Annotated in this window: 29 protein-coding genes and 1 tRNA gene; 9 read left to right on the top strand and 21 right to left on the bottom strand. The window is 31.4% G+C overall.

Features of this window, described 5'->3' with window-relative positions; all coding sequences use genetic code 11:
* From WCG23_09165 to WCG23_09090, 16 genes are all read right to left on the bottom strand, one after another.
* A partial coding sequence (locus WCG23_09165; protein MEI8390040.1) for a hypothetical protein occupies positions 1-201 on the bottom strand: 201 nt, incomplete at its 3' end.
* Between the two features lie 71 nt (positions 202-272).
* Complete coding sequence (locus WCG23_09160) at positions 273-704, bottom strand: C-GCAxxG-C-C family (seleno)protein (GenBank protein ID MEI8390039.1); 432 nt, start codon at positions 702-704, stop codon at positions 273-275.
* 51 nt (positions 705-755) lie between these two features.
* Positions 756-938 carry a 4Fe-4S binding protein gene (locus WCG23_09155; GenBank protein MEI8390038.1) on the bottom strand — a complete coding sequence of 61 codons (183 nt, stop codon included), beginning with the start codon at positions 936-938 and terminating at the stop codon, positions 756-758.
* A 14-nt stretch (positions 939-952) separates the two neighbouring features.
* Positions 953-1,141 (bottom strand): 4Fe-4S ferredoxin, encoded by a 189-nt coding sequence (locus WCG23_09150; protein ID MEI8390037.1) that lies wholly within the window; start codon positions 1,139-1,141, stop codon positions 953-955.
* An 83-nt stretch (positions 1,142-1,224) separates the two neighbouring features.
* Positions 1,225-1,548 (bottom strand): thioredoxin, encoded by a 324-nt coding sequence (gene trxA, locus WCG23_09145; GenBank protein ID MEI8390036.1) that lies wholly within the window; start codon positions 1,546-1,548, stop codon positions 1,225-1,227.
* 232 nt (positions 1,549-1,780) lie between these two features.
* A complete protein-coding gene (locus WCG23_09140; protein ID MEI8390035.1) occupies positions 1,781-3,874 on the bottom strand; it encodes an alginate lyase family protein in 2,094 nt (697 codons plus the stop codon).
* A gap of 33 nt (positions 3,875-3,907) precedes the next feature.
* Positions 3,908-5,788 (bottom strand): asparagine synthase (glutamine-hydrolyzing), encoded by a 1,881-nt coding sequence (asnB, locus tag WCG23_09135; GenBank protein ID MEI8390034.1) that lies wholly within the window; start codon positions 5,786-5,788, stop codon positions 3,908-3,910.
* A gap of 13 nt (positions 5,789-5,801) precedes the next feature.
* Complete coding sequence (locus WCG23_09130) at positions 5,802-6,644, bottom strand: class I SAM-dependent methyltransferase (protein ID MEI8390033.1); 843 nt, start codon at positions 6,642-6,644, stop codon at positions 5,802-5,804.
* 13 nt (positions 6,645-6,657) lie between these two features.
* Positions 6,658-7,710, bottom strand: a complete 1,053-nt coding sequence (locus WCG23_09125; GenBank protein MEI8390032.1) for a glycosyltransferase — start codon at positions 7,708-7,710, stop codon at positions 6,658-6,660.
* A 21-nt stretch (positions 7,711-7,731) separates the two neighbouring features.
* Positions 7,732-8,934, bottom strand: coding sequence for a glycosyltransferase family 4 protein (locus tag WCG23_09120; GenBank protein MEI8390031.1), 1,203 nt, complete (start codon positions 8,932-8,934; stop codon positions 7,732-7,734).
* On the bottom strand, positions 8,915-10,258 hold the full coding sequence (locus tag WCG23_09115; protein MEI8390030.1) for a UDP-glucose/GDP-mannose dehydrogenase family protein: 1,344 nt from the start codon (positions 10,256-10,258) through the stop codon (positions 8,915-8,917). The genes WCG23_09120 and WCG23_09115 overlap by 20 nt, the downstream gene beginning before the upstream one ends.
* A gap of 20 nt (positions 10,259-10,278) precedes the next feature.
* Positions 10,279-10,470 carry a hypothetical protein gene (locus WCG23_09110; protein MEI8390029.1) on the bottom strand — a complete coding sequence of 64 codons (192 nt, stop codon included), beginning with the start codon at positions 10,468-10,470 and terminating at the stop codon, positions 10,279-10,281.
* Between the two features lie 254 nt (positions 10,471-10,724).
* Positions 10,725-11,138, bottom strand: a complete 414-nt coding sequence (locus WCG23_09105; GenBank protein MEI8390028.1) for an arsenate reductase ArsC — start codon at positions 11,136-11,138, stop codon at positions 10,725-10,727.
* A gap of 2 nt (positions 11,139-11,140) precedes the next feature.
* Positions 11,141-11,509, bottom strand: a complete 369-nt coding sequence (locus WCG23_09100; GenBank protein MEI8390027.1) for an OsmC family protein — start codon at positions 11,507-11,509, stop codon at positions 11,141-11,143.
* Positions 11,510-11,519: 10 nt separating this feature from the next.
* Positions 11,520-12,563: an ACR3 family arsenite efflux transporter gene (gene arsB, locus WCG23_09095; protein MEI8390026.1), complete on the bottom strand. Its 1,044-nt coding sequence runs from the start codon at positions 12,561-12,563 to the stop codon at positions 11,520-11,522.
* Between the two features lie 190 nt (positions 12,564-12,753).
* Entirely contained in the window at positions 12,754-13,047 is a 294-nt protein-coding gene (locus WCG23_09090) for a metalloregulator ArsR/SmtB family transcription factor (GenBank protein MEI8390025.1), read from the bottom strand.
* Between the two features lie 209 nt (positions 13,048-13,256).
* Between WCG23_09090 and msrB the strand changes: the two genes are divergently transcribed.
* From msrB to WCG23_09050, 8 genes are all read left to right on the top strand, one after another.
* On the top strand, positions 13,257-13,652 hold the full coding sequence (gene msrB, locus WCG23_09085) for a peptide-methionine (R)-S-oxide reductase MsrB (protein ID MEI8390024.1): 396 nt from the start codon (positions 13,257-13,259) through the stop codon (positions 13,650-13,652).
* A gap of 204 nt (positions 13,653-13,856) precedes the next feature.
* Positions 13,857-14,813, top strand: coding sequence for an MlaD family protein (locus tag WCG23_09080; protein ID MEI8390023.1), 957 nt, complete (start codon positions 13,857-13,859; stop codon positions 14,811-14,813).
* Positions 14,814-15,014: 201 nt separating this feature from the next.
* Positions 15,015-15,242, top strand: a complete 228-nt coding sequence (locus tag WCG23_09075) for a DUF2795 domain-containing protein (GenBank protein MEI8390022.1) — start codon at positions 15,015-15,017, stop codon at positions 15,240-15,242.
* Positions 15,243-15,265: 23 nt separating this feature from the next.
* Positions 15,266-15,409: a lmo0937 family membrane protein gene (locus WCG23_09070; GenBank protein ID MEI8390021.1), complete on the top strand. Its 144-nt coding sequence runs from the start codon at positions 15,266-15,268 to the stop codon at positions 15,407-15,409.
* Positions 15,410-15,452: 43 nt separating this feature from the next.
* The gene (locus WCG23_09065; protein ID MEI8390020.1) at positions 15,453-15,596 is read left to right on the top strand and encodes a hypothetical protein; all 144 of its coding nucleotides are present in this window, start codon (positions 15,453-15,455) and stop codon (positions 15,594-15,596) included.
* Between the two features lie 550 nt (positions 15,597-16,146).
* Positions 16,147-16,983, top strand: coding sequence for a hypothetical protein (locus WCG23_09060; GenBank protein ID MEI8390019.1), 837 nt, complete (start codon positions 16,147-16,149; stop codon positions 16,981-16,983).
* A gap of 103 nt (positions 16,984-17,086) precedes the next feature.
* Complete coding sequence (locus WCG23_09055; GenBank protein ID MEI8390018.1) at positions 17,087-17,266, top strand: helix-turn-helix domain-containing protein; 180 nt, start codon at positions 17,087-17,089, stop codon at positions 17,264-17,266.
* Between the two features lie 2 nt (positions 17,267-17,268).
* A complete protein-coding gene (locus tag WCG23_09050; GenBank protein MEI8390017.1) occupies positions 17,269-18,330 on the top strand; it encodes a tyrosine-type recombinase/integrase in 1,062 nt (353 codons plus the stop codon).
* Positions 18,331-18,421: 91 nt separating this feature from the next.
* Here the strand turns inward: WCG23_09050 and WCG23_09045 are convergent.
* From WCG23_09045 to WCG23_09030, 4 genes are all read right to left on the bottom strand, one after another.
* Positions 18,422-18,494, bottom strand: a tRNA-Val gene (locus WCG23_09045).
* Positions 18,495-18,583: 89 nt separating this feature from the next.
* Complete coding sequence (locus tag WCG23_09040; protein MEI8390016.1) at positions 18,584-21,361, bottom strand: alpha-amylase family glycosyl hydrolase; 2,778 nt, start codon at positions 21,359-21,361, stop codon at positions 18,584-18,586.
* Between the two features lie 168 nt (positions 21,362-21,529).
* The gene (ileS, locus tag WCG23_09035) at positions 21,530-24,349 is read right to left on the bottom strand and encodes an isoleucine--tRNA ligase (GenBank protein ID MEI8390015.1); all 2,820 of its coding nucleotides are present in this window, start codon (positions 24,347-24,349) and stop codon (positions 21,530-21,532) included.
* A gap of 368 nt (positions 24,350-24,717) precedes the next feature.
* Positions 24,718-24,978, bottom strand: a complete 261-nt coding sequence (locus WCG23_09030) for a hypothetical protein (protein MEI8390014.1) — start codon at positions 24,976-24,978, stop codon at positions 24,718-24,720.
* Between the two features lie 346 nt (positions 24,979-25,324).
* Between WCG23_09030 and WCG23_09025 the strand changes: the two genes are divergently transcribed.
* Positions 25,325-25,594: a hypothetical protein gene (locus WCG23_09025; protein MEI8390013.1), complete on the top strand. Its 270-nt coding sequence runs from the start codon at positions 25,325-25,327 to the stop codon at positions 25,592-25,594.
* 230 nt (positions 25,595-25,824) lie between these two features.
* On the opposite strand, the gene WCG23_09020 is transcribed toward WCG23_09025, so the two are convergent.
* Positions 25,825-26,562: a M23 family metallopeptidase gene (locus tag WCG23_09020; GenBank protein MEI8390012.1), complete on the bottom strand. Its 738-nt coding sequence runs from the start codon at positions 26,560-26,562 to the stop codon at positions 25,825-25,827.
* Positions 26,563-26,692 lie beyond the last annotated feature (130 nt).

Here is a 26,692-nt window from a genome sequence, read left to right as displayed (position 1 = left end):
ATAGGATAGTAACTTAAAAAAATTCTGACTGGACATCGGGGCATGATATATTTTTTTGGCATTTTTAATAAAAATATCTGAATAGCCTGTATCAAAAAGGATTTTCCTGTTATTTTCTTCTATATAGAAGCATAGTGCAGGCTCTCCATAGAAATAACTATCTGTATATGTATTATTATCGACAAGAACAGTTAACCGCATAACATCCCCTCATAAATAGAAAAAACTCCCCGCCAAATCAATGTTAATCCTAATTTAATATTTTTTCAAACTTAAACTTTTTCTTTTGTATAACTATTTACTATATTTTCAAGAATTTGTGCAGATTCTTCAACAATAGAAACACAATTTTGTCTGCGTTCAAGAGGTCTGTCTTTGAACGGAGCGCTTAAAGAAGCGCAGCAGGCAACTTTTCTTTGTTCTTTAAACTTTTTAATAAAATCACCCGCAACTGTTCTGTTCAAATTAGTATTTCCTGTTGAATCTTTGCCGAAAATACAGCCCAGAACTATCTGAGAACCTGCAACTGCTCCGCAGACACAACCGCTCGACATTCCACCTGAAAACATAGAAGCTATTTTGTGAACTTCTTCTATATTATCGGATTTATAAATTTCGCTGTCATGTGCGGCCTGTATAACAGCTTCCGAGCAAGATTGCCCGCTTTCGTAATATTTTTTAGCCAGTTCGGTAAATTTACTCATCTTAAATTCCTTTATTTATTATTCTTAAATTTAAATACAGAAGTTTATTTTTTATATGTCTTGTATTGCGCGCATCGGACAAAAATTTATACATTTTTTACACTCAATACAAACTTCATTATTAATAACAGGAAGTTTAAAGCCTTCCTGAGAAATAGCATTAACAGGACAAACTTTTACAGCCGGACATTTATGGTTTTGAGGACATCTATTTTTATCAACAGTTATCATAATTATAGACCTTTCTTTTATTTTTTTTCTATAGAACAGCTTTTAATATGTGCTGCTGTACATTTTTCACAGTAAGTGCATTTTTCATTTTCAATCATTGGCGCAGGGAAACCATACCCTAATTCTTCAATCAAGTTTGCGCAGCAATTTTTAACATTCATACAGGTGGAATTTTGCGGACAAATATTTTCTTTAATTTTTCTCATTCTTCTATCTCCAGAGCTGGTATGATTTTTTAAGCTATTTATATGCTGAAATCATTAGTTTGATTTTCATAATTTGCTTTATCCTAAATATGGTTTTCTAAGATTGATTTAAGCTGTGATTTCTGATGAAACCCTACAAGTCTTTCAACAAGTTTGCCATCTTTGAATAAAATAAGTGCAGGGATACTGCTAATATTATGCTCACTTGCTTTTAACTGGTTTTCATCAACATTTACTTTCACAAATTTTACTTTTCCTTCAAGCTCACCTGAAAGATCATCAATTACAGGAATTTGCATTTTGCAAGGTCCGCACCATGGAGCCCAAAAATCAACTAATACAGGAATAGCTGATTTTTTAACTTCGCTGTCAAAAGCCGCATCTGAAATTTCTAGTGCTTTACTCATAATTTTTATCTCCTTTTAATAAACTCATATTAATATAATAATATCTTTATATGGTTATATTAATATATAGTTTCAGAAAAAGCTAGTGCTTTTTTCAAAATCTTAATATTTTGTATTTTTTACGTTTAAAAGCAAAACTTCATTTGAAGTTTATGAGGAGAATAATTTTGTGTTAATTTAAAGAAGCAGGATTTCAAAAAAACATCTAAGAAATTAGTCCTGTTTTTATATACTAAAATATTTCTTTTGAAATGTCATAATCATAAATTTTGGCATTATCATATATTTTTAATTTTTGCTCACTATAATCAAATTCTAATTTATCATCAAAGTAAATTAAACTGTTAATTATCGTTGAAGAAGAAGATTCAAAATTAGTTTCGATGCTTTCTGACAGAATCTTTGAATCGAATTTTTTTGAAACCCAACCCATAACAGGATTTTCACTGCCTTTAATTATTTTTTTATTTAATAAAACCTCACTAAAAGTTTTCAAATAAACAGTTTCTTCCTGATTACTTATTTTGCACAAATTAAATTCAGGAAATAAGGAAGTTGAGCAATTTTCTCCTGTATGCCAGTGGAGGCTGTATTTATGCGATTTTTTATCATAATTTTTTAACCTGTCTATAATAAGAATAAATTTATCTTTCATAAACAGAATCTCGCGTTTGTGGGTAACATTAATGCTTTGTTGAATATAACCGTTATGATATGCCCTTACATAGTCAAATTCTTCATTAATAATTATTTTATCAACACTTGTTTCTGCTTTTGTGAGCCACATAAAATTGCCGCCGATTTGCGATTGATTTTGTCCGTCAATTTCTATTGTATTATGTGCGCTCGTTCCCCTGAAATAATTTCTCTGCTTCTGTTCGGTGTGATATGCAAAAGTGCCGGCATCAATCAAAAATTCCTTGTTTTTATAATTTAAACAAAAGGACAAAGCATCTGAATGGGCATGTGCAGCAATAGACAAGTAACCAAGCACTCCCACATCCATAAAAGCATCAGTATTTTTATCTTTTAAAAGAACATAACCGCTTTGTTCTAAATACAAAGACTGTCTTAAAGGCATAGTTACCGATGAATTAAAATATTCATTTATCTTTTTTTTATCCAAAATCCATAAGGTTTTTTCATCAATAATATTTTTCGTTAAATACTTAAAATCAGGTCTGTTAAATATTATTGATGAAGTATTCAATAAAAATCTTGCAGCTGTCTTAACAGGCAGTTCATTATCAAAAGAATTATCAAGTTTTAAAATAAAACTGTCATCTGCATCTCCAAAATTCGGCAAATTAAAGCTGCTGTCTGAAAAATTCATAATACAATCAGCCATTTTCTCCAATTTCTGCCAATATTTATCAGGTATAGTTACATTATTTTTTTCTAAGAATATAAATGTTGTCAAAAACATGTTTAAAACGAAGCAATGGTATCCGAATGCCTGTTCTTTATCAAGTCCGTCTTCAAAAACCTGTTTTTCCAGTTCTTCAAACAGTATTCTGATACCTTTTTTTTGCCACTTATCGGAATCCTTTTCATAATCAAAAAAAGTTCCGATAAAAGCCAGTCCCATTGCTTCTCCTATTAAGTGGTCATTCGCGGAAGAATAAGAGGACAGGTTGTTATAAATAAATTCTGTTTGCTGAAAAATACTTGTGCTGATTTTTTCTTTAACACTTTCACTGATTTGATAATTTTTTTTATCCAGTGAAAATAATCCCCAGGACCAGGAAATTAATCGCAATGAATGTTCAAGAGAACTTGTCCAGTTAATTCCTCTCATATACGGATTATCATTAATCCAGTTATTTATTTGATTTATTATTTCATCGGCATATTTCTCATCTCCGCCCAAAATATAAGCCTGAGACAGAGGAAACAAATGCTGAAACCTGTTTAATTCCCATACATACTTAACATTTCCGGCTTCAGAATCCCTATAATCAATATCAGAATAAAATTTTAACGGATAAACTTTATCGGAAGAATAATCTTTATGCCAGTTAATTTTTTGCCCTAAATTTATATCTTTTAATGAAAAAAAAGAAATTTTATGGTCTAAAGTTTTTTCGGCATTTTTAAAAAGTTTTTTCATTAAATCTTCATTCGAAGAATAATAATCAATTATATGACTTAAGTCATCAAAATAATAATTATTGAATTTTCTGAAAAGTTTTATTTGTTTTTCTTTTTGTTTTATTTGAATTTTCTCACTGAATGATTTTAAAATATTTAAAATTCTGTGCATTATCTCGCCAAAACTCATTAATTTTAAACGGTTATAAAGCCACTCAAGTTTATTTTCACTCATTAATTGAATACTCCTTAAAAAACAGTAAAAAATTTATCTGTCTATAAATTCTCTGAACCATATTTCGGTATTAAGAATAAACCAGAGCTTAAAAGTATGATCTCTGCCCTGTTGATGCTCATCAAAAAGCTGATTTACATAATTAATATTAAAAATATCTCTATCTTTAAATTCTTTTGATTTAATAATACTGTTTAAGTAATTTTTTTGAGATGTTCTGAACCATATAGAAGCGGGCGTGGGGAATCCTTTTTTATCTTTCCTCGTTCTTACAGGCTCAGGCAATATTCCTTTCAAGGCTTCTCTCAGGATGTGCTTTGTGGATAAATTCTTTAATTTCAGAACGCCTGGAATTTGAGAAGCTAATTCTACGACTCTATAGTCCACAAAAGGAGTTCTTGTTTCAAGAGATGTTCCCATACTCGTTCTGTCGTCCGCATGCAAAAGACTTTGCAGATAAAAAGATGTTTCATAATGCATTTTTCTTGAAACATTAGTAATTTCTTTTCCAAAAACAGCAGGATACATTTCTTTATAACAATTCTGATTTACATTATTTTGATTTATTAAACTGTTTATAGAATCACTGAATAAGGAATTTTTAAAATCAGCACTGTTATATTTGAATAATTTACAGATAACATCGGAAAAATTATTCAGTATCAGTGAACTGTGGTCAAATCCGTTTACAATCAGTTTATCAACTTCTGTATTCTTTAAAAACTGATTAAATACATAAGGATTTTTTAAATCTTTAATATAATCATGGATAAATCTTTTATATCCGCCGAGAATTTCATCTGCGCCCTGACCTGTTAAAGCAACAGTTATGCCGTTTTCCTTTACAAATTTGTTTAACTCGAATTTTGATAAAACCGCAGGACCGTCTGTCGGCTCATCAAGCAAATAAACTATTTCTTTTAATTTTTGAGGAAATTCTTTTTCAAAATCGGGTATTCTCTCTTTATGAGAAGTTTTTGAGTCATTTTTTATTATTTCAATAAATTCACCTTCATCAAATTTTGGAGATTCTGTAAACCTGATTGAAAAAGTATTTGAATCAAAGTTAAATATTTTACTTGCAATCGAAACAATCGCACTTGAGTCTATTCCGCCGCTCAAATGAAAGCCGACCGGCACATCGCTCCTGAGGCGTATTTTTACTGCATCAATAATTAATTCTCTTAGTTTTTCAATAAATTCTTTTTCTGAAATCTCACTGTTTATCGGAGCCGGCTGTAATTTCCAATAAACATTTTCTTTTACTTCTCCGTTCTCAATTATCATACAACTGCCCGGAATGAGTTTGTGAATATCTTTAAAAAGAGTTCTGTTTCCTGCCAGATAACCTTCATTAACATAGTCATATACCGAAAGATTATCGGATGAAGGGTTTTTGTACGCAGGATGTTTTAAAATTGCTTTTATTTCAGAAGCGAAAACAATTCCGTCATCGGAAAAGGCATAATATAAAGGTTTTACTCCCAGCCTGTCCCTCGCGATAAAAAGTCTTTTTCTGTTTTTATCCCAGATTGCAAACCCAAACATTCCATTAAACTTGTGTATACAATCTATTCCCCATTCTTCATAAGCATGAATTATAACTTCCGAATCTGTTTTACTTTTAAAAATATGCCCTTTAGCTTGTAATTGAGGGATTAACTCAACATAATTATAGATTTCCCCGTTAAAAGTAAGCCAAATAGTGCTGTCTTCATTACACAATGGCTGTTTTCCCGCACTTGAAAGATCAATAATACTTAATCTTCTATGCCCGAGTCCGACTTCATTGTCAATAAAAACACCGTTATCATCAGGCCCCCTGTGAATCATTGTATTATTCATTTCCTGAAGAATATTTTCTTCCACAGGATAAAGTGTTTTAAAATTATAAATTCCTGCTATACCACACATCTATTAAACTCCATTATTTCAAAACATCCATTTCTACCCAAAGATGCCATCCTAATAATGAGGCACCGGGCAGATTTTGTACAGGCAAAGGAGGGGCGTGCATAAACTCTTTATGAATTTCTTTTAATTTAAAATCCTTAAAATCCTGCTCAACGCTATAGCGATCATAAACTTTAGAGTACGGGTTCAAAGGTCCATCTGTATTTCTGTGAATAAAATTTTTCATTTTTAAGTAATTAAACAGTCCCATTTTTTTTGCATTTTCTATGTGCTGATTATAAATTTCATTTTTGCATTTTATGTTTAATACAGATAATAAAAAAATTCCTAATCTTCTGATTATTGATATTGAAAACAAATAATTCAGTGAATTTTTTGCATAAAGCATCATAACCAGCCTACCGCCGGGCTTTAAAACTCTGGCAATTTCAGCCCTCGCTTTTTCTATTTCAGGGATATGATGCAAAACACCAAAAGAATATACAATATCAAAAGAATTATCAGGATAAGGAATTTCCAGCGCAGACCCCTGTTTTATGTCTTGATACGGAAGTTGTTTAAAAGGTAGTCTTTGCTTAACACGTTCAACAGCCGTTTCTGTCAAATCCAGGCCGCTCCAAATTCCGCCTCTTCGGATAATTTGTTCAGAATCAGCTCCTTGTCCCAGACCTATTTCAAGAACTTTTTTTTTGTCAAAGTCAATTTTATCAAGGCATTTTAGAATATGTTTTTCTTTTGAATAACGATAATTATCGTATTTATCAAAAAATTCTTCATAATCTCCTTTAAATCCACCAACTTGGGACTCGCCGCAGGAATTTTCATTCCAAAATTCTTTTATAGATTGTTCATTCATTTTTTATAATTTCCTATTTAACCAAATCCTGATATATTTCTCTTAGCTGTTTGATAATTATATTAATATCAAATTTTTCTTTTGCAATTTTATAGCTTTCTATGCCCATTTGTTCTCTGCGTTCTTTATTATTTGCCAGAAAATCAATTTTTTCTGCCAGTGTTTTATAGTCGCCAGATTGAATTAAAAATCCGTTAACTCCGTCTTCAACGGCTTCAGGGGTTCCGCCTACAGGTGTAGAAATTACAGGAAGGGCATAAGACATAGCTTCTAACACAGACATTGGCAAACCTTCGTTATAAGAAGGAAGTATAAAAATATCAGCTTTTTTATAGGCTTTGTCTATTTCATCACCTCTTATCCAGCCGCCAATTTTTATTTTATTATTTAAATTATTTTTATCTATTAATTTTTGAACTTGCTCTATTTCTCCATCCCCATAGAGCATTATTTTTACATTCTTATTTTGTAGAGATTTTGCGGCTTCAATTATATCATAAACCCCTTTTCTTGTACCGATACGACCCATAAAAAGGGTGTTTACTTCTTCTGAGCGAGAGTTGGCAGATTCTTTTATGATTGTAGGATTATATAATATTTTAATATTATTATTAGAAGACATTTTTAAGATTATTTTTTTCCATTGCTCAGATAAAACAAGAATTAAATCAGACTTGTCTAAAACATTTGTTATTATTTTTTTTATAAAATGCGGGGATTTCCAATAAAATAAATCAAATTCACCTCCATGAATATGAAAAATCGTTTTTTTGCCAAAAAATTTAGCTATAAATAAAACAATAGATTTTCTTATAAAACTGCCATTTTGTGATGATTTAATATGAACAATGCTAATATTTTTAGCTTTTATTAAAATAAAAAGATATTTAATGAGAAAAACACTGAAAAACAAAATTTTGTGAACAATATTTCCATCAGTATATGAAGGAAGAAAAAAAGCCTCATCAGATAATCCGCTTTTAAAATAAAATTTAATAACGGAAGTAATGCCTCCTTGAGAGTCAGGTCCAATTATTAATATTTTAATTTTATTATTTATTGCCATTTTTTAACCCCAAATTTATCATTATTTATTGGTTTTAAATAAATAATGATACGCATCAAGCAGAGCCAGCTTAGTTTTATCCCATTTTAATTCATTTTCTATACGTTCTCTTCCGTAAAAACCCATTTTTTGTCTTATTTCATCATTATTTATCAAGTAAATAATTTTTTCTGCCATATCTATAAAATCATTATTATTTGCGTACAGAGAAGCTTCTTTAGCGGAATTTTTACCTTCTTTCAAATCAAATTGAACTATGGGCTTTCCTAAAGACATATACTCCATAATTTTATTCATTGTGGATTTATCGTTCATTTCGTTGTATTCATCAGAATTTACGCACACATCAGAAGTATTAAGGTATTCAAGCATTACTTCATCAGAAACCCTGCCGGTAAATTCAACAATATCATCCAATCCCAGACTAACACATTTTGCTTTAACTTCATCAAGATATGGACCTGCGCCTACTATGCCGTAAAAAATATCATCTCTGCCTTTTTCATCCCTTATATATTTTGCCGCATCAATTAAATAATCCAGACCTTCTTGTTTACCGATAACTCCCACATATCCGACCATATATTTTTTCCCGCGTTTAATATTTTCATTGGGTGCTTGAATTTTCATTCTTTCAAGTTTTGGTCCGCTCCTTACAATAAAAACTTTTTTAGGGTTCATTTTGCCCCTTTTTATTGCAATTTCTTTATAAGATTCATTTGTTGCAAGAGAAATATCTGCAAAGAAAAAGGTTAATCTTTCAAAAATAATTAATAGGTTGTAAAAAAAATCTTTTTTATTAAATTTAGCTATATAAAGCTCGGGATTAATATCGTGATGATCAAATACGAATTTTTTTCCAAAAAGCTTAAAAAACGCTCCGATTAAAAAGATATTATCTGGAGGATTGCAAGCTTGAATTACATCAAATCCTTCCTTAAATAATATTTTCAAAGCAATTACAAATTCCCAAAACAATGCTGCAGAATATTCTACAAGGTAAGAAATACTGCCTGAACCGTCTTTCGGAAGATCATGCCTGTATATTGATATTCCATTAAGTACTTCATATTTTTTTTCAAAACCTTTGCCTGTAGGGCATATAATTGAAACTTTGTATCCTGCTTCGGTTAATGTGTTAGCTTCCTGCCAAACTCTCGTATCAAAAGGTATCGGCAAATTTTCAACAATTATAAGTATCTTTTTACCAGCATATTCCGTCATATTTACCTTCTATATTCACTGCTTCGGCTATTCTCACTAGATCTATAACAATTTTATTTCTTAATTCAAGACCTTCTTCTTTTTCATAATTATTTTTATCTATTAATTTGAAAGCATTATTAAATTCGGCTTCTTTATTTGTTATGACTAACAATTCAGACTCATTGATAACTGTATTCAGATCAGTTATCAATTTTGAAAGATGAGGCAATTTGTTTTCGATATAGCTTTTATTGCTTCCTACTAATTTGGATAGGCTTACATTTTTGTCATATATTTTGACATTAAAACCTTTTCCTATAAGCCTTTCAATTACATCTACAATCGGGCTTTCCCTCAAATCATCTGTGCCGGCTTTAAAACTTAAGCCCAGTATGCCTATATTTTTTTTATTTTCTTTTAAAATTTTATTTAAAAGAATTTCTTTTTGAATTTCATTACTCTTTGAAATACTTTCAAGCACAGGTGTATCCAGATTTAAATCTCTTGAAAGTCTAATCAAGGCTCCAAGATCTTTTGGAAGGCATGAACCACCATAAGCAAAGCCGGGCTTGAAATAATATGGAGAAATATTTAACTTGTCATCCTTACAGAATATGTCCATAACTTTGTGGCTGTCTATGCCAAGAGTCTTGCATATATTGCCGACTTCATTTCCAAAAGTTATTTTAAGCGCATGAAATGAATTGTTAATGTATTTGATTATTTCTGCAACTTCATAATCAGTTCTGTAGATAGGTGCATTTATATCCTTATAAATTTCTTCCATAATTTCAAATGCTTTTTCACTGTCAGAACCAAGAAGCGTAAATGCAGGATTATAATAATCTTCAATTGCTGTGCTTTCTCTTAAAAATTCGGGATTTGAAACCATTGCAAAATCGACATTTCTGATTTTCGAACTTGCTTTTGAAATTATCTCCGCTACTTTATTATGAGTTCCAGGCTGAACAGTGCTTCTAATTACAATTACATGAAAAGTATTTTTATTGACAATCGATTTTCCGATTTGTTCAGCTACTTGATAAATATGATCAAAATTCAATTTACCCGTATCAGAACTTGGAGTACCAACGCATATAATAGAAACATCCGTATTAAGAATCGCATGTTCAAAATCAGTTGTTGCTGAAAGCATACCCGCCTGATAACTTTTTTGTATAAGTTCATCAATATTTTTTTCGATAATTGTAGGTCGCCCTTGATTAATTAAGTCTGTTTTATGCCGGCTAATATCAACTCCAATTACCTTGTGACCATTATTTGAGAGACAACCTGCACTGACACAGCCTACGTATCCCAGACCAAATATGCTTATTTTCACTTTATCATTCTCCTAAAAAATTATGTTGGATTTTTTTCAAATATAACAACCTGCACGGTATTAATAAAGATTTGAATATCTTCGATTAAAGACCAATTTTTAACATAAGCATATTCCAGATTTATTACTTCATCAAATTTTTTAAACACTAATTCGTTTGTCCGGATATATTTTTTTAATTTTTCAAGACCATCTTCAGCCTCTTCATACATATTTCTATACTTATATACGAAAAATTTTTGCCGGTATTTTTTCTGTTCTTTTTTGTTTAAATAAAACAGCGCCTTTAGAATTAACTTTAATAGCTATAATTGCAAATATTTATTTTATATCTTTGTTTATCATGTTAAACAAAATAAATTTTATTTCTTACTTAAATATATGCGCGTTTTAATAAAAATTTACAATTAAAAAACATTAAATTTTAAAAAGACTTTTTTATTTTGAAAAAAAGTCAAGGTCACGATCAGTTTAGGATAAAATAATCAAGTATTTTTGCTTTAATTTGGTCCCATACTTCTTTAAAAGCTTTTAAAAGTTCCTCTTGGGGACCTAAAGCCTCAGCCGGATCAAAAAAGCTCCAGTGTAAACGCTCTGCTTCACCTGAGAATATAGGGCAAGATTCTTTTGCGTTATCACAAACTGTTATTATAAAATCAAAAGTCTGATTTTTAAATTCATCAACGGATTTTGAGCGTTGTCCCGAAATATCAATTTCGATTTCATTCATCACTTTTATTGCATTTAGGTTTACAATGGATGGTTTTGTTCCGGCACTAAAAACCTCATATTTATCTCCAAAATAATATCGAAGTAACCCCTCTGCCATTTGCGAGCGGCAAGAATTTCCCGTACACAAAAATAAAACTTTTTTCTTCATTGTTAAACCTCCTTAAAAGCAATGCCTTTTAATAAAGCTTTATATATAGAGCAAGCTTCAGAGGCTTTTATCAGTTTTTGCCTGTCCAAATCACTTAAATTTCCTATCAATTCTATATTCTTTTCAACAACCGGATTTTCACAATTACTTAAATCCAATTTTACTTTATCAAGTTCTATATTGTGAGTTTGTGCAAATTCCCTGATTGTTATAGAAAGGCAATAGCCTAAAGAAGCTTCTAAAAGCGCATACGCCCTGCAACCTCCTGTTTCACTTTTATATTTCGATGATAAATTATTAATAGCATTCAGATCACCACTTGTAAAAAAACTTTCGCAAGAATTTTCTTTGTCGTTTGAAGTTATTATCATTTTATTTCTCCTATATAAAAAATTTCTTTCTAAACCATAACGACAAATCAACAAGACTTATAAGTACCGGAACTTCAATTAACGGACCTATTACGGCCGCAAAAGCAACTCCGGAATTAATACCAAAAACAGCAATCGCAACAGCTATTGCAAGTTCAAAATTGTTTCCTGTTGCAGTAAAAGCAAGGGTTGCAGATTTTTCATAGTCAGCACCAAGTTTTTTGCTCATAAAGAAACTGAATAAGAACATAACCGTGAAATATATGGCAAGCGGTATTGCAATTCTTAATACATCCATTGGGATTTGAACTATTAATTTCCCTTTTAAGCTGAACATAACAACTATAGTAAATAAAAGAGCTATAAGTGTTATGTGACCAATTCTATGAACAAATTCATTGTGATACCAATCATATCCATGAATCTTTATTAATATTGTTCTGGTTAAAAACCCTAATATAAAAGGGATTCCAAGATAAATAAATACGCTTTGGGCTATCAACCAAATATTTACGTCCACAACAGAACTTTTTAAACCAAAAAAAGGTGGTAAAATAGTGATAAAGAACCACGCATAAACACTGAAAAACAACACCTGAAAAATGCTGTTAAAAGCAACAAGTCCTGCTCCATATTCAGGAGAACCTTCCGCAAGGTTATTCCACACAAGAACCATAGCAATACAGCGTGCAAGTCCTATCACAATAAGCCCAATCATATATTCAGGATAATTATGCAAAAAGATTATTGCAAGGAAAAACATTAAAACAGGACCGACAATCCAGTTTAAACTCAGTGAGAGTCCGAGAATTTTTTTATCTTTAAAAACTTCAGGCAACTGCTCGTATTTTACTTTTGCAAGGGGAGGAAACATCATTGCAATAAGACCAACGGCAATAGGAATATTTGTCGTTCCAACTTGAAATTTATTAATAAAAGCTTGAACTCCGGGAATAAAATATCCTATGCCTACCCCTATCGCCATTGCAAGAAATATCCACAAAGTTAAAAACCTCTCTATAAAAGACATTTCACATGAAACTTTATTACTCATTGTTGCTTCCCCCTTAATATATTTTTTTAATAAAATTATATTACTATTTGGTAAAATCACCAAGTATTATTGCAAAAAACTTTACAGTTATAGAATTAACTGTGCTCTGAAAAAGTAATTAAAAAATGAAATGTTTTTTGCGAAAGCACTATAGCTTTTAGAAGTGCTGCGTTTCAGTATAGATTACAGATTAATCTTTCTTGCCAATATACTCTAAGCAGGTAAATAAATCCACTATGCAAGGACACATCATTTTATAAAAAACATTGAGCCCGCGTTTTTCACTTTCAACAAGACCAGCTTTTCTCATAACCAGTAAATGCTTAGAAATGGTTGAAATATCAACACCAACTTGTTCAACGATTTCACAGACACATTTTTCACCGTCTGACAAAAAATCGATAATAAAAAGCCTTGTAGGATGTGCAAGTGCTTTTATTATCTCTGAGCGTTTTTGATACTTTTTTTGGATTTCATTATTCATAAAGATATCTTAACCTAAAGAAAAATATTAAATAAACTACCTGCTTGGTCAATTTGCCAAGTTATAAAATATGTGGTTAAAATAATTAGTAATTCTTTTAAAAAAATTTCAATGGAAAAAATTCAAAATGAAAAATTTATTACAAAAAACACCAAAGTTTTTGTTTTTCACGGATAAAGACGGCGTATACAAAACATCAATGGCTTATTATGGATAAAATTGTTAAGTCCAAAGAAGAATGGAAAAAAACTTTACCTGAAAAAGTTTTTAAAATAACCCGGGAAAAAAGCACAGAACATCCTTTTACGGGAAAATACAATAAATTTTATGAAAGTGGAACATATAAATGCTCCAACTGCGGAAATATCTTGTTTGAATCAGATACGAAATTTGATTCGGGTTCAGGGTGGCCTAGTTTCCGGGAGAAAGCTTCTTCTGACAGCGTAGAATTTCATGAAGACACAAGTCTTGCAATGCTAAGAACAGAAGTTATTTGCAAAAAATGTGGAGCGCATCTCGGGCATCTTTTTGATGACGGACCAAAACCCACAGGGCAAAGATACTGCATAAATTCTGCTTCACTTGATTTTGAGGGAAAAAAATAACTATAAAATTTGTAATACCACCTTTATCGATTAGTTTTTACGAGCAATATATTCTTAATTTTAGCTACATTGGTAATTTATTTAAATAAAGTTTTTTTGTTTAATTTTTTTATGAATAAAAGTAGACTAATAAAAATTGTCATATCAATAATTTTATTGATTTTAGTTTGGTATGGTCTTTATAAATATTTAGATCGCCCCGAAATGACTATAATTGTTAAATTTAGAGAAGTGCCTCCTGTAATTCAACGTTTACCAAAAAACAAAGTAAATATATATTATAGAGGTTTCAATGTTGGTCATGTTTCCAATATAGATCTTTCTAATGATCAAAAATATATTGTTTTTTCTCTTGGTATTTACTACAAAAACTTGAAACTTCCCAAAAATATAAAAATTTTCTTAAATAGTGAAGATCTTTACGGCTCAAGGCATTTTTCTCTAGTATATCCGAAAAATCCATCATCTCAGTTCTTATCAAATGGTGATGTGGTTTATGGAACGGGTTCATCGGAAAGAATAGATCAATATTTGGTTAAATATTTAAAAACAGGAAACTTAAGCAAGCTTGTATCAAACCTTCTTAAAATAACAAACACTCTAAATACTGATAATTTGAGTCAAATTCAAGCGGACATGAAAAAATCAAGTACGGATACCAGAATTATTTTAAATAACCTAAAAAAAATTATTGAAGATCCTCAGGTAAGACAAGAACTAAAATCAACAATAAAATCTTCTTCAAGATCTTTTGATAATATTAATCAAATTTTAGAAACCGGAGAAGTGAAAGAAATTATAACTAAAGCACCTGAGTCAATAAATAAAACTATAAAAAATCTTGAATCTATTAATGAAACTACTCCTAGAATAAATAAAAATTTAACAACAACCAACATGAATCTTTCTCAAGCCAACAAGGCTCTTGCTGAAACAAATTGCAATCTTGAAACTATAAATTGCAAAGTTCCTGCAATCCCGCCTTCATTATTAGAAAATACTGATAAAACATTAAAAACCGTTAATTGCCTGACTGCTGAATTAATCGAAATACTTAATAAAAGGTTTTTAATATTCAGATTTATGTTCGGAAAGCCCGGAACCTCGCTAAAAAAGTGCAAACAAGATGATTTGGAATGTTTAAAATCTAAAAAGTTTTAGAAGATTGTCTTGTTAAAAACAAAAATTTATAAATTAAGTATGCGTCAATAATGTGGTTCTTAATTAACTTTTAAAATTTTCCTTCCTGACAGAAATTGCCTGTTTGAACAATGCTTTTTCATAAAAAAACAATATCATGATTAACATGATTAGTTATAAAAAATATTAAATTTGATAATTAATTAAATATGGAGAAATATAATGAGAAAACGTGTACCAAAATCCAAACATGTTTATGGTGCTGCAGCAATTGCTGAATGTCTGAAAGACGTAGATTTTCCAATCTCAAAAAATCAACTTGTAAGAAGATACGGTAACTGTGTGGTTGAAATTGAAAAAGGTGAAACAATGAAGTTGAAAGATGTATTAGATTATGTTGAAAAAGGTACATTTAATTCACCTGTAGAGGTAGAGAAATCTCTTAAATAATTAAACCTACAGGAGTTTAAATAATGGGATTATTAGATTTAATCATACTTCTTCTTATAATATTCTGGCTGGGAGGCTTTTTATTTCATATCGCCGGCGGCTTAATTCATATAATTCTGGTTATTGCTTTAATAATTCTGGTGATTAGACTAATCAAAAGAGTCTAGTCCTTCATGCACATAATAAAAATTAACAAAAAGGAGAAAAATAATGGACGAAAAAAGAAAAGCTAAAGAAATGGAAAAAGAAGCAGAAAAACGCAATGAACATATAAAAAAAGAAGAACATTTAGAAAACAAAGATTTAAAAAAAGAAGCAAAAAAACATGCTGAGCATATGAAAAAAGCTTCTTAACAGGCTTAAGAACTTCATAAATTTAAGAGATGAGAGCGTTAAACGATCTCATCTCTTAAGCCTTGAATGATTATTAGTATTTTAATCAAGTTATAAATGCTTAAATCATAGAATTAGTATTTTGTCATTACGGAAATATTACGGAAAACACTAATTTATACAATTTACGGAAAGACTGAAAACCCTTGTTATAAAAAGAAATGGTGGGCAATGAGGGACTTGAACCCACGACCCCTTGAATGTCGACAGTCCAAACTCAATTTAGATAAGTTTTTTTATTTTATACAAACTTTTATAAAATACCACTGAAACTCAGTCATTATAACACTTATTTCATAATAAATTTATAAATAAATTCATAAATTTTTTCTTATATTCTTTTCTTTTTTTTAAAATTTTGGTGAACATTTGGTGAACCAACTTATTAATTTATATTACAGATAATGCGATTGGGTTAAGTTGTAGTGAGAATAACGGGATTCCTCAGTGTATTAATGATTATGATTATTTTCAATCTCAGTCAAATACATTTGAAAATTATCTTGTAGCAATGAGTGAAGGCGGAGTCAGAAAAAAACTTGAATCAGGTAAAAAATACAACAATATGTACTTTTCTACTTCTGCTATTTATTCTTCAAACTATATGCCAATAATGAAAGACAAAGTTTTTAATAGACTTTTACCTCTATATTTTCCAGAAAACGGAATTAATACAAATGCTATTGATAGTAGTTTTGTAAATAATCTAAAGCTTTCAAGAGTACTTGCTGAGGTATTTAAAATCCCATTAGAGCAAATTATCCGTCTTGTAGATGACGCTGAAAATAAAATTATTAAATCGGGCATTTGGGCGAATAAAGATAGAGAATCAAATAATACAGCAATAGCTCTAACAGGAATAGCAATTTTAGAAATGATTTCGGGATACAAAATACCCAATAGAGATCCCTTGTTTTGTGAATATTGTGAGTGGTATAAGTCATTTTTCAAAAAAATGCAGACTTCAGTTAATAAATTTTTAATAGCATTCCCAACTCTAATTCAAAAAAGAATTTTGAACCAAAACGAGCATTTTATGATTGAACAATCTGAGGAACGCTGCATTTTAACTATTGATACTCAAATATGCTTACAAATTTATAACACATACGCTTCAAACGTTGATTTTTCTTTAAGAATAGATGAAAAAATGTTTCCGTATGACTTAAAAGCGAGTCCTTATTTTATTGAAAGAACAACAAAATATTATAAAAATAGAAAAGGCAATAAAGATGCAAGCTCTACGATTCTTGATATTACAAATTCAATAGAATCTGAAAGCATACTATACGCATTAGAATATTCAAAAATGTCGAATTCAGCATCATCAATTAAGTTTCATAAATAATATCAAATAATATATCCGTTTAATAGGTGACATCTATTAAACGGATATATGCGGCATTGTTATTTCAAAAATTAATAAAAATATTTTAGAAAAAGGAGACAACATGAACAAATTACTAAAACCAGCAGAAATTGCTGAAATAATAAATGTATCTTTAAACACAATTTATACGTGGGTTTACAACAAAAAAATCCCTCATATGAAGATAGGAGGGGCTTTAAGGTTTTCTGAACAAGAAATAATTGATTGGATAGAAAAGTCTAGAATTGTTGTGGAGGGTTAAAAATGACTGTTAAAAAGAGAAAAGATGCAAAGACTTGGGGCTATGACTTTTACGATGTTTATAAAAGAAGACATCAAAAACAAGGTTTTAAGACTAAGTCAGAAGCTCAAAGAGCAGAAGCTAAAGCAATGGAAACAGCCGACAAAGGAATTAAACTAACCAATACAGAAGCCAAGTTTACAGACTTAGCTGCTTCCTTCATAGAACTTTATGCCAAAGTATATTTGAAAAAATCAACAATAAACAATTATGAAAATCAGTTAAAATATTATATTCTTCCATATTTTAATGAAATAAAAGTAAGGGATATAACACCTGAAATCATAAGTAAATTTATAAGCCAGCATAAGCAATCAGAGCTTAAAAATAGAAGTATTAATCATGCTATTTTAACAATAAAAAGGGTTTTAAACTATGGTGTAGATAACGGCATAATTTTTTATAATCCTGCTAGCAAAATCAAAAAATTATCAGAAGAAATAACAGAACAAAGATTTTTGAATGAAGAGCAGATAAAAACAATATTAGCTACTGCAAAAGAAAACTTTCCTAATTTTTATCCTTTAATTTATACCGCTACGTATACAGGTTGCAGGCAAGGAGAGTTGCTTGCTTTAACATGGGATTGTATTGATTTAGCTAATAAAAAACTTCTAATAAAAGAAAATCTTTATAGAGGAACTATTGGGACTCCTAAAACAAAAACATCAGCAAGAACAATAGATATTTCACAAGGTTTAGTTGATGTTTTAACTGAGTGGAGAGATAAATGCCCTAAAAGTCATTATAGATTGGTATTCCCTAATAAATTAGGTAACTATCAAGATTCAAAAAATATGATAAATAGATATTTTAATTATTGCTTAAATTTTGCTGAAATACCTAAAATCAGATGGCACGATTTAAGACATACTTATGTATCATTATTGATAGCAAAAGAAGTTGATTATAAATATATTCAACAGCAAATAGGACATGCTTCAATTAAAATAACGTTAGACACCTACGGTCATTTGATGCCGAGTATTTATCAAAAATGCAAATCTATAATAAATGAGTTATAAAAAAGATTTAGTGAATATTTGGTGAATTTCTCTATTTTTTGTACTAAAAAAGCCTTCTGCCTAAAAGCCGAAAGCCTTGTTAATAAAAGATTGGGCAATGAGGGACTTGAACCCACGACCCCTTGAATGTCGATCAAGTGCGCTACCAGCTGCGCCAATTGCCCATAATATATTGTTCTTCCTTAGATTAATATGACAAATCAAGAATAATTGTCAAGAAATTTTAAATAGCTAAAAATGTTTTCTGACAGATTTAATTTACTTTATCCTTTTCGATAAATATAAGTGCGCTTCTTGCATCGCAAGTGATTTTATTACCTTTTACAGCAACCTCTTCCCCTTCTTTTTTTATATTTTCATTTTCGAGTAATTTATTAGGATTGGAGGAAGTGTCTGCTACAAGAAACCATTGTTTGTTTGGAAGTTGATGTTCTGGCAATGTTAGATTAAAAGCACCAAATCCTTTATTATATGCGACATATATAGAAGTAGCAGGATCTGTTTTTAAAGTAACAGGATCTTTAAATTCTGTTGAATCTACTTTATAGGCAATGACTGCATTATTAGGACTATTTAAGTATTCTTTTCCGTAAGTATCTGCTCCATTTATTTCTTTTGCATCTCCGTCAAGCCAGTTTATATTTTTACCGTTTTTACCGTTAAGGTCTTTTTCTGTATAATATATTGCCGGCCTTAAAGCAGGATGATTTTTCCTGAAATTAAATAACCTGCTTGTAAATCTAGTTAATTCCTGTTTTTCTTGTTCGTTCATTTGATATGTTTTATCTTCATCTCTGTTTTCAAGAAAATCCGTATATTTTAATTTGCCGGCTTTTCTTAATTTATTAATGTCAGCTTGATGAGCAGGATTTCCCCAGTCTATGTAATTAAGAGAACTGTCAAGATTCCAAGCATTGTTATTACCCAGAGTGGTTCTATATCTTTCATCTCCACCCTGAATCATCGGAGTCCCCGCAGAAATAGAAAGCAATACCTGCGCTGTTCTTATAGCCTGCTTTCTATGATTTACATCTCCTCCTTGATCCCAAGAAATATTATAATCATTTCCGCCTTCAGAGCATTGTTCTATCGTCCTTTTATTGTTATAGGCAAAAAGATCATGCATTGTATACCCGTCATGACAGTCAATAAAATTAACGCTTCTTGGTTTATTATATTTAAATGTTTCCGAGGAACCCGCAAAGGTTTTTATTAAATTCAACAACGATACCTCTTCAGGTTTGTTAATAGATTTTCTCAAATCATCGCGAACCAGACCATTCCATTCAGCATAATTAGGTGAAAAGTTTCCGACCTGAAAAGTATTTTCCTTGTTTTCGGCTCTCTGTTCTCCAAAACCCCATGGCTCTGCTATAAAATCAACACCCTGAATATTTTCTTCAGATCTGACTCCTACCTGTGTTTCAATTTTATGCAGAAGACTATCTTTGTGTTTAGGGTCAAAATAAAATCCGTATTTTCCGCCTTTTGAATCGTCAGCTCTCGTATTGCCTAAAATAGTAGCAAGATCAAACCTGAAACTATCAACTTTAATCTGATCTTTCCAGTATTTCAGAGAGTCAATAACTAATTGTTGAGCTATAGGATTAGCTGCATTGAGGTTTGCACCACAACCGTTGGTATCAAAATATTGTTTTTTGTCGGGAGTTGTTTGATAGTAAGAAGTATTATCAATCCCTCTTAAATTGAATAATTGCCGTTCATCAACAGAATTTTTGGTTCTGGCAATATCGCTTTCACTTTCTGCGGTATGATTATAGACAACATCCATACATACTTTTAAGTCTTGTTTATGAAATTCATTTACCATCTCTTTAACTTCCCGTGTAGGTCCGCCCGGAGTTTTGTCATAAGCGTAATTTCTTTCAGGAGCTTTATAAGAAAGTGTCATGTATCCCCAGTAGTTTTTCCAAAAGTTATCTTTTTCAGAATTTTGAAATTCCTGAAAAGGTAAAAATTCAACCTCGGTAGTGCCTAAAAGTTTAAGGTAGAAAGCCATAAATCCGGCACCTTTATAAGTTCCCGCATATTTTTTATCCCAACCGCCTTTTTCAGGAGGAGACTGGATTTTTGCTATCATATCTTTAATTTGCTGCTCTTCCGGTTTATTTTTATATTCAGGAATGAAAGAATTATAAAGATTTACAAGAGTTTCTTTTGTATGACCTGCTGTTAAGCCTTTTAAATGTGTTTCATAAATGACATCGCTTGATAAAGGACGTGAAGGTCTTTGGGCAAGCTCTAATGAATTTTCTTCTTTTGGCATTATAAATATTGATTTAGGTGCAAAAGTTGCTGTATCTATTTTATAAGCATTTATTCCTGTTTTGTATTTTGAACCGTCTTCATTAATTCCTACAGTTACAGGATCATGGCTTATTTCTGTGGCTTCCGGATCAGTTAAAAGCTTATTGGGATTAAAACGATTTCCTTTATCGTCTACATGAGATTTAAAACCGGTATCAGCTCCGGGAATCCAATTTTTATCATATTCCCAATTTGAACCCTTTTTTCCCCACACTCTATAGCCGTAATATACAGCATCTTTATTTATATCTATACCATTTTCTTGAAGACAATCATTCTTTACTGAGGCTCCCCATTTATTATTCAGATTTTTCATCTGAATTTTTGCTACTTCTTTATAATCATTTTCTTTCCCGTAAGCTTTTTTGTATATATAGAGTTCAATATGTCCTGCATTTTTGGAAAGAAGTCCAAATTCAAGAGTATTTTTATCTTTATTAAAATTACAACCTGATTTAATATTTTCAAGCTCAGCAGATACGTCTGCTGAGCCAAAAGATATTTTTGACGGAGCGGTTAAAATACTGTTCAAAGAATAAGCTTTAAATTTTTTAAACGCTGATAATGTTTTTTCGTTGCTTAAAGTGGCGGAAGAAAAACTAATAATCGGATTGCTTTGTCTTGTTCTGAAAGGCATTTTTGAATCAGCCTGTTTTTCTCGATTTTGTTTAACAGCTATTAAAGAAGAATTTTTTATTTGCATTATTTTTTCTCAAAACAATCGTTTCTAATGAAATAAACCTCCTGAAAGAAAAAATTGACTAAACAATAACACTTTTTTAGTCAATTTTTACATTTATTTACAATTTTTATCCCCTTTAACTTCAAAGAAAACAAAGGAGGGTACAAGAAGTTTCTTTTCTGATAAGAGTTAAGAAATAGCATCCTGACATGCAGGGCAAATACCGCTGGAGAGTGTTTCTGAAAATTTCCAACATCTGTCGCATTTTTCACCAACCGCAGAAGTTACATAAATTTTATAGACATCTTCTTCATGCTGATTTAAAAGATTTTGAGGGGCTTCTGAATCATTGATTAAAGTTGCCTGAGAAGTTATAAATACTCCGGCAAGCTCATTTTCCAGAGTTTCAAGGAGTGTTTTAATTTCAGGATTGGTTACTTTTATTAATACTGCTGATTCAAGAGAACTTCCGATTTTCTTCTCGGCTCGTACAGGCTCGATAGCTCTGGTTACGATTTCTCTAAGCGCAATTATTTTATCCCATTTGGTGATAATTTCTTCATTTTTGAACTGCTGATTTACTTTTGCCCAATCAGTAAGCAATACGCTTTCGATATTACCGCGTTGTTCAGGAATTATGTGCTGCCAGATGTCTTCGGCAAGGTGTGGAGTTACAGGAACAAGCAACCTCACAAGAGCCTGAAGAATTTCAAAAAGCACTGTCTGGCTTGAACGCCTTGAAAGCGAATCTGAGCCCGCTGTATAAAGCCTGTCTTTAATAATATCAAAGTAAAGAGAGCTTAAATCAACAGAAACGAAATTCTGAATAAGCTGATAATATTTATAAAATTCAAAATCTTCAAATGATGCTGTTACGTTTTCAATAAGGATTTGAAGTTTATGAAGCGCATATTTATCGATTTCATTGAGTTTTTCGTATTCCACATAATTTTCGGCAGGATTGAAATCGTATAAATTTCCGAGAATAAATCTGGCTGTATTTCTGACTTTTTTAAAGACCTCAACAAGCTGAAGTATTATATTTTCTCCGATTTTAACGTCGTTTGTGTAATCAACACTTGCAGTCCAGAGTCTTAAAACATCAGCACCGTACTTATTGACGATTTTTTGCGGTTCTACAACGTTGCCCATGCTTTTGCTCATTTTCCTTCCATCGGCAGCAAGTACAAAACCATGTGTTAATACTGATTTATAAGGAGCTCTGTCTTTAATAGCCACGCTGGTCAAAAGCGAAGACTGGAACCAACCCCTGTGTTGGTCTGAACCTTCAAGATAAAGCTCTACAGGTGTTTCTCCAAGTTCGTCTTTTCTTGCATCAACCACTGAATAATGAGTTACACCGCTGTCAAACCAGACATCCATGATATCATTTTCTTTTCTTAAATTACTGCTGGTGCATTTTGGACATTTAAATCCTGAAGGAAGCAGTTCTTGCGCTGAATATTTTGTCCATGCATCTGATGATTCTTTTGCGAAAATTTCTGAAACATTGTTTATGGTTTCGTCTGTAATAATAGATTCGCCGCAATCATCACAGTAAAATACAGGTATTGGAACGCCCCATGCTCTTTGCCTGCTTATACACCAGTCAGAACGGGACTCCACCATCTTATAGATTCTCTGATGTCCGCTTGCAGGAATCCAGTTTACTTCATCAATAGCTTTAAGTGCTTTATCCCTGTATGATTCGACATTTACAAACCATTGTTCGGTTGCTCTGTATATTACAGGGTGCTTACATCTCCAGCAATGCGGATAGCTGTGAGAAATTTCTCCATGTTTTAATAAAGCGTTAAGTTCTTTAAGCTCGTTTATAATTTCCGTATTAGCTTTATAATAAGGCATTCCTTCAAACTTTCCTGCATCGGAAGTGAATATACCTTTGTGATTAACAGGAGAAAGCACACCTATTTTATATTTATTGCCTACTTCATAATCTTCAAGACCATGACCGGGGGCTGTATGAACCAGACCTGTACCTGCTTCTGTTGTAACGTGTTCTCCGAGGATTATTAAGCTGTCCCTGTCAAGGAAAGGATGCCTTGCTTTAAGAAGCTCCAGCTTTTCACCGATTACAGAACCTGTTATTTCAACCGAATTTTCGTCCCACCCTAAATTTTGTGAAACAGCCGCTAAAAGTTCTTTTGCTATTACATAAACTTCACTGTCTTTATTGACAAATACATATTCGAGTTTTGGATTTAAAGATATAGCGAGGTTTGCAGGAAGTGTCCATGGAGTAGTTGTCCAGATGACCGCAAATAAAGGTTTATCCGAATCAATACCTGCCTGCGTATAAGCCTTTTTGGCTTCTTCTTCCTCAAATTTGAATTTAACATACACACTGTGCGAAGTATGGTCAGCATATTCCACTTCTGCCTCTGCAAGTGCTGTTTCGCAGCTTGCACACCAGTAAACTGGTTTTAAGCCTTTGTATATATATCCTCTTTTAGCCATTTCGCCAAAAACTTTAATTTGCGCAGCTTCAAATTTGGCATCTATTGTTATATAAGGATGTTCCCAGTTCCCTAAAACACCCAATCTTTTAAAGTTTTCTTCCTGTCCTTTAAGATTTTTGTAGGCAAATTCCCTGCATTGGCGCCTTAATTCCGTAGAAGTTACAGCTTCTCTGCCGCCTTTTATGGATTTTACGACTGCATTTTCTATAGGAAGCCCATGCCCGTCATATCCCGGAACGTAAGGGCTATAAAAACCCGATTGTGATTTGTATTTGATTACTATATCCTTTAAAATCTTGTTTAGAGCCGTACCTATGTGAATTTTATCCGAACTCAGGTATGGAGGACCGTCATGAAGAATGAATTTATTAGTTTTATTTCTTTGATCAAGATTTTTTTCATAAATTTTATTATCTTCCCAGAATTTTTGAATATCAATTTCGCGGACATTCGCATCGGCTTTCATCTTAAAATCAGTTGCAGGAAGGTTTAATGTGTCTTTATAATTAATTTTTTGTTGTTCTGTCATTTTAAAATCCTTCGTTTTTTATTGAACTGTCATTCTGAGGGTTTCAAACAACTCTTTAAGTGTGAGTTTGTACAGAGCAAAGCGAATGTACTCAGGATGACAAATTAAGTTCAGTTTAACAATAAATATTATATGACAAAAACATTAGAGAAATTGCTAATGAAACAAAATTTCTTAACCCAAACGGCTAAGAAATTCAGATTAAATTATTCTATTAAATAGTAAATTAACTAATATCTTCAAAAAGATAAATTTGGTTATATATAAGTGTGCATATTCCACTCTCACTCATAAGCTGTTTGTAGATCGGGTCAAACCGATCTTTTTTATTGGAAAAAGTTTTTTGTTTAACAATATGGGTTCTTTAATTAATTTTCCATTTCGCAGAGAAAGTTTATTACTTCAATAGCTGTTTTTTTCTGCAATTCTGCGCTTGCTGCCTTCAGGTATTCCATCGCCAGACAAAGCTCTTCATTGACATCGTACCATCTTCTTCTAAAGGTTCTTACGTAAGGTGAAATATCTTCTATTAAAATATTATTAGTTTTAACCATTTCAATTATTTTTCTGGAAACCAAAATTTGTTTTTCAATATCAGCATTTCTCAAAATACTGATAGCCAGACTCAAGGTAGCATCGTTGTCATACCATCTGTTTTTATGTGTTACTCCAATAATAATAAATTAAACCTCCGAATAAGACTTCACGACAATAATTTTACATACAATTCAAAAATCATTTATTCTAATTTATTTCAGACCTCTATAAATTAGAATAAATGATTTTTATAACCAATTTCAATCTTTTTTCGGATAATAAGAAATTGTATTAAGAATCTTAATATTTTGTCTTATCCCGAGGTTGTAATATGAATTTTTGTAACAAAAAAGCAACTCGCCCTCCTTTTTTGTTTTTATAAATATATAGAGATTTAAAAGCGTATTTAGTAAGAGAGAGAAAGAGGAGAAAAGGATTATGGTAAAAGCAGTTAATTGTTCTGGAGCGCAGCCGAAAGCACCTGTCAGAACAGGAGGAATTGATACAGAAATTTCAAAAGTCGAGGACAAATTATTCCAGAATCCGAAACTTACGGAAACCTTCCGTAATAGTCTCGATGACGACAATCTTGTGTTTAGACGTGAGCAAACATTCAAAGATAAAAGAACCGATAAATTTGTGGGCAAGATAGAAGAAAATTTTGATGAAGATATTTGTCGTTGTAAAGTATCATCCAGTTCTGGTTAGTGTATCATTCAGTCTTGGTCAAAATGCATCTTTTATTCACTTTTTTTGCAACATGTTAAAATATGCTTGAATTTCTTTTGTGATTCCACGGCATATTATACTCTTCGAAACGGCAGCAAGAGTAAATCGGATTTATGTAGTTTTAATCCTAATTAATATTTAAAAGGTTTTTGGCAGCTTATGCAGTATACATGAAGGGTAGTCTGCCATTAAACCCGAACAAATTGCCGTTACTTAATAAAGAGCAGCGGGTTTACAGGAGTACCATTGTTTCTTATTTCAAAATGCAGATGAGGACCAGTTGTTGTTCCTGTAGTACCTTCGACTCCTATCAACTGCCCTTTTTTTATAATTTGATTATTCGATACAAGAATTTCTGACAAGTGTCCATAAATACTTGTAATATTGGAACCGCGCAAATTTCCATGATTAATTATAATCATGTTGCCGTATCCATTTTTTTTTCCTGTAAAAAGCACTTTTCCGTCATTTGATGCAATGATTAACGAAAACGGCGGGGCCGATATGTCAATTCCTGAATGAAAGTCTCTTATCTTGAACACAGGGTGCTCTCTCAGTCCAAAGCCCGATGTTAAGGTTCCGGTAAGCGGATAAATAAAAGAACTTGTGATCATTTTTTCAAACTTAATGTCTTTTAAAAACTTGCCGAGAGAAGCTGATTCTTCTGTCATAATTTTTTCTGATTTTTCGAATAACAATTTTTCAATGTCTATTGACACTTTGTTCAAATTAACACGATTTTTACCTTGTTGATTTATTTGATTGATAAAAATTGTGTCATATTTGACTTTCTTTATGTCAATATTTTTTTTGTAATTTGTCTTTGAATTCAAAATTTGATCCAGATTAGTTGCCCTTGCATCCAAGTTATTCATAACAAGAAAGGTTGCAATTAAAATATAAACTATTATTTTAGTGCTTTTGTATATAATATTTTGCCTTTTCATTCACTCAATGCCCTATTCATAATTAATATAATTTAACTATACATATTTTCTTGTTGTTGCTAGAATTTAGCTAAGAGCTAAGAGCTAAGAGCTAAGAGCTAAGAGCTAAGAGCTAAGAGCTAAGAGCTAA

This window comes from bacterium (assembly GCA_037147175.1).
GTDB lineage: Bacteria > Cyanobacteriota > Vampirovibrionia > Gastranaerophilales > UBA9971 > UBA9971.
Note: the sequence above shows the minus strand (reverse complement) of the source record. Positions and strands in the feature narration are given on the sequence as shown.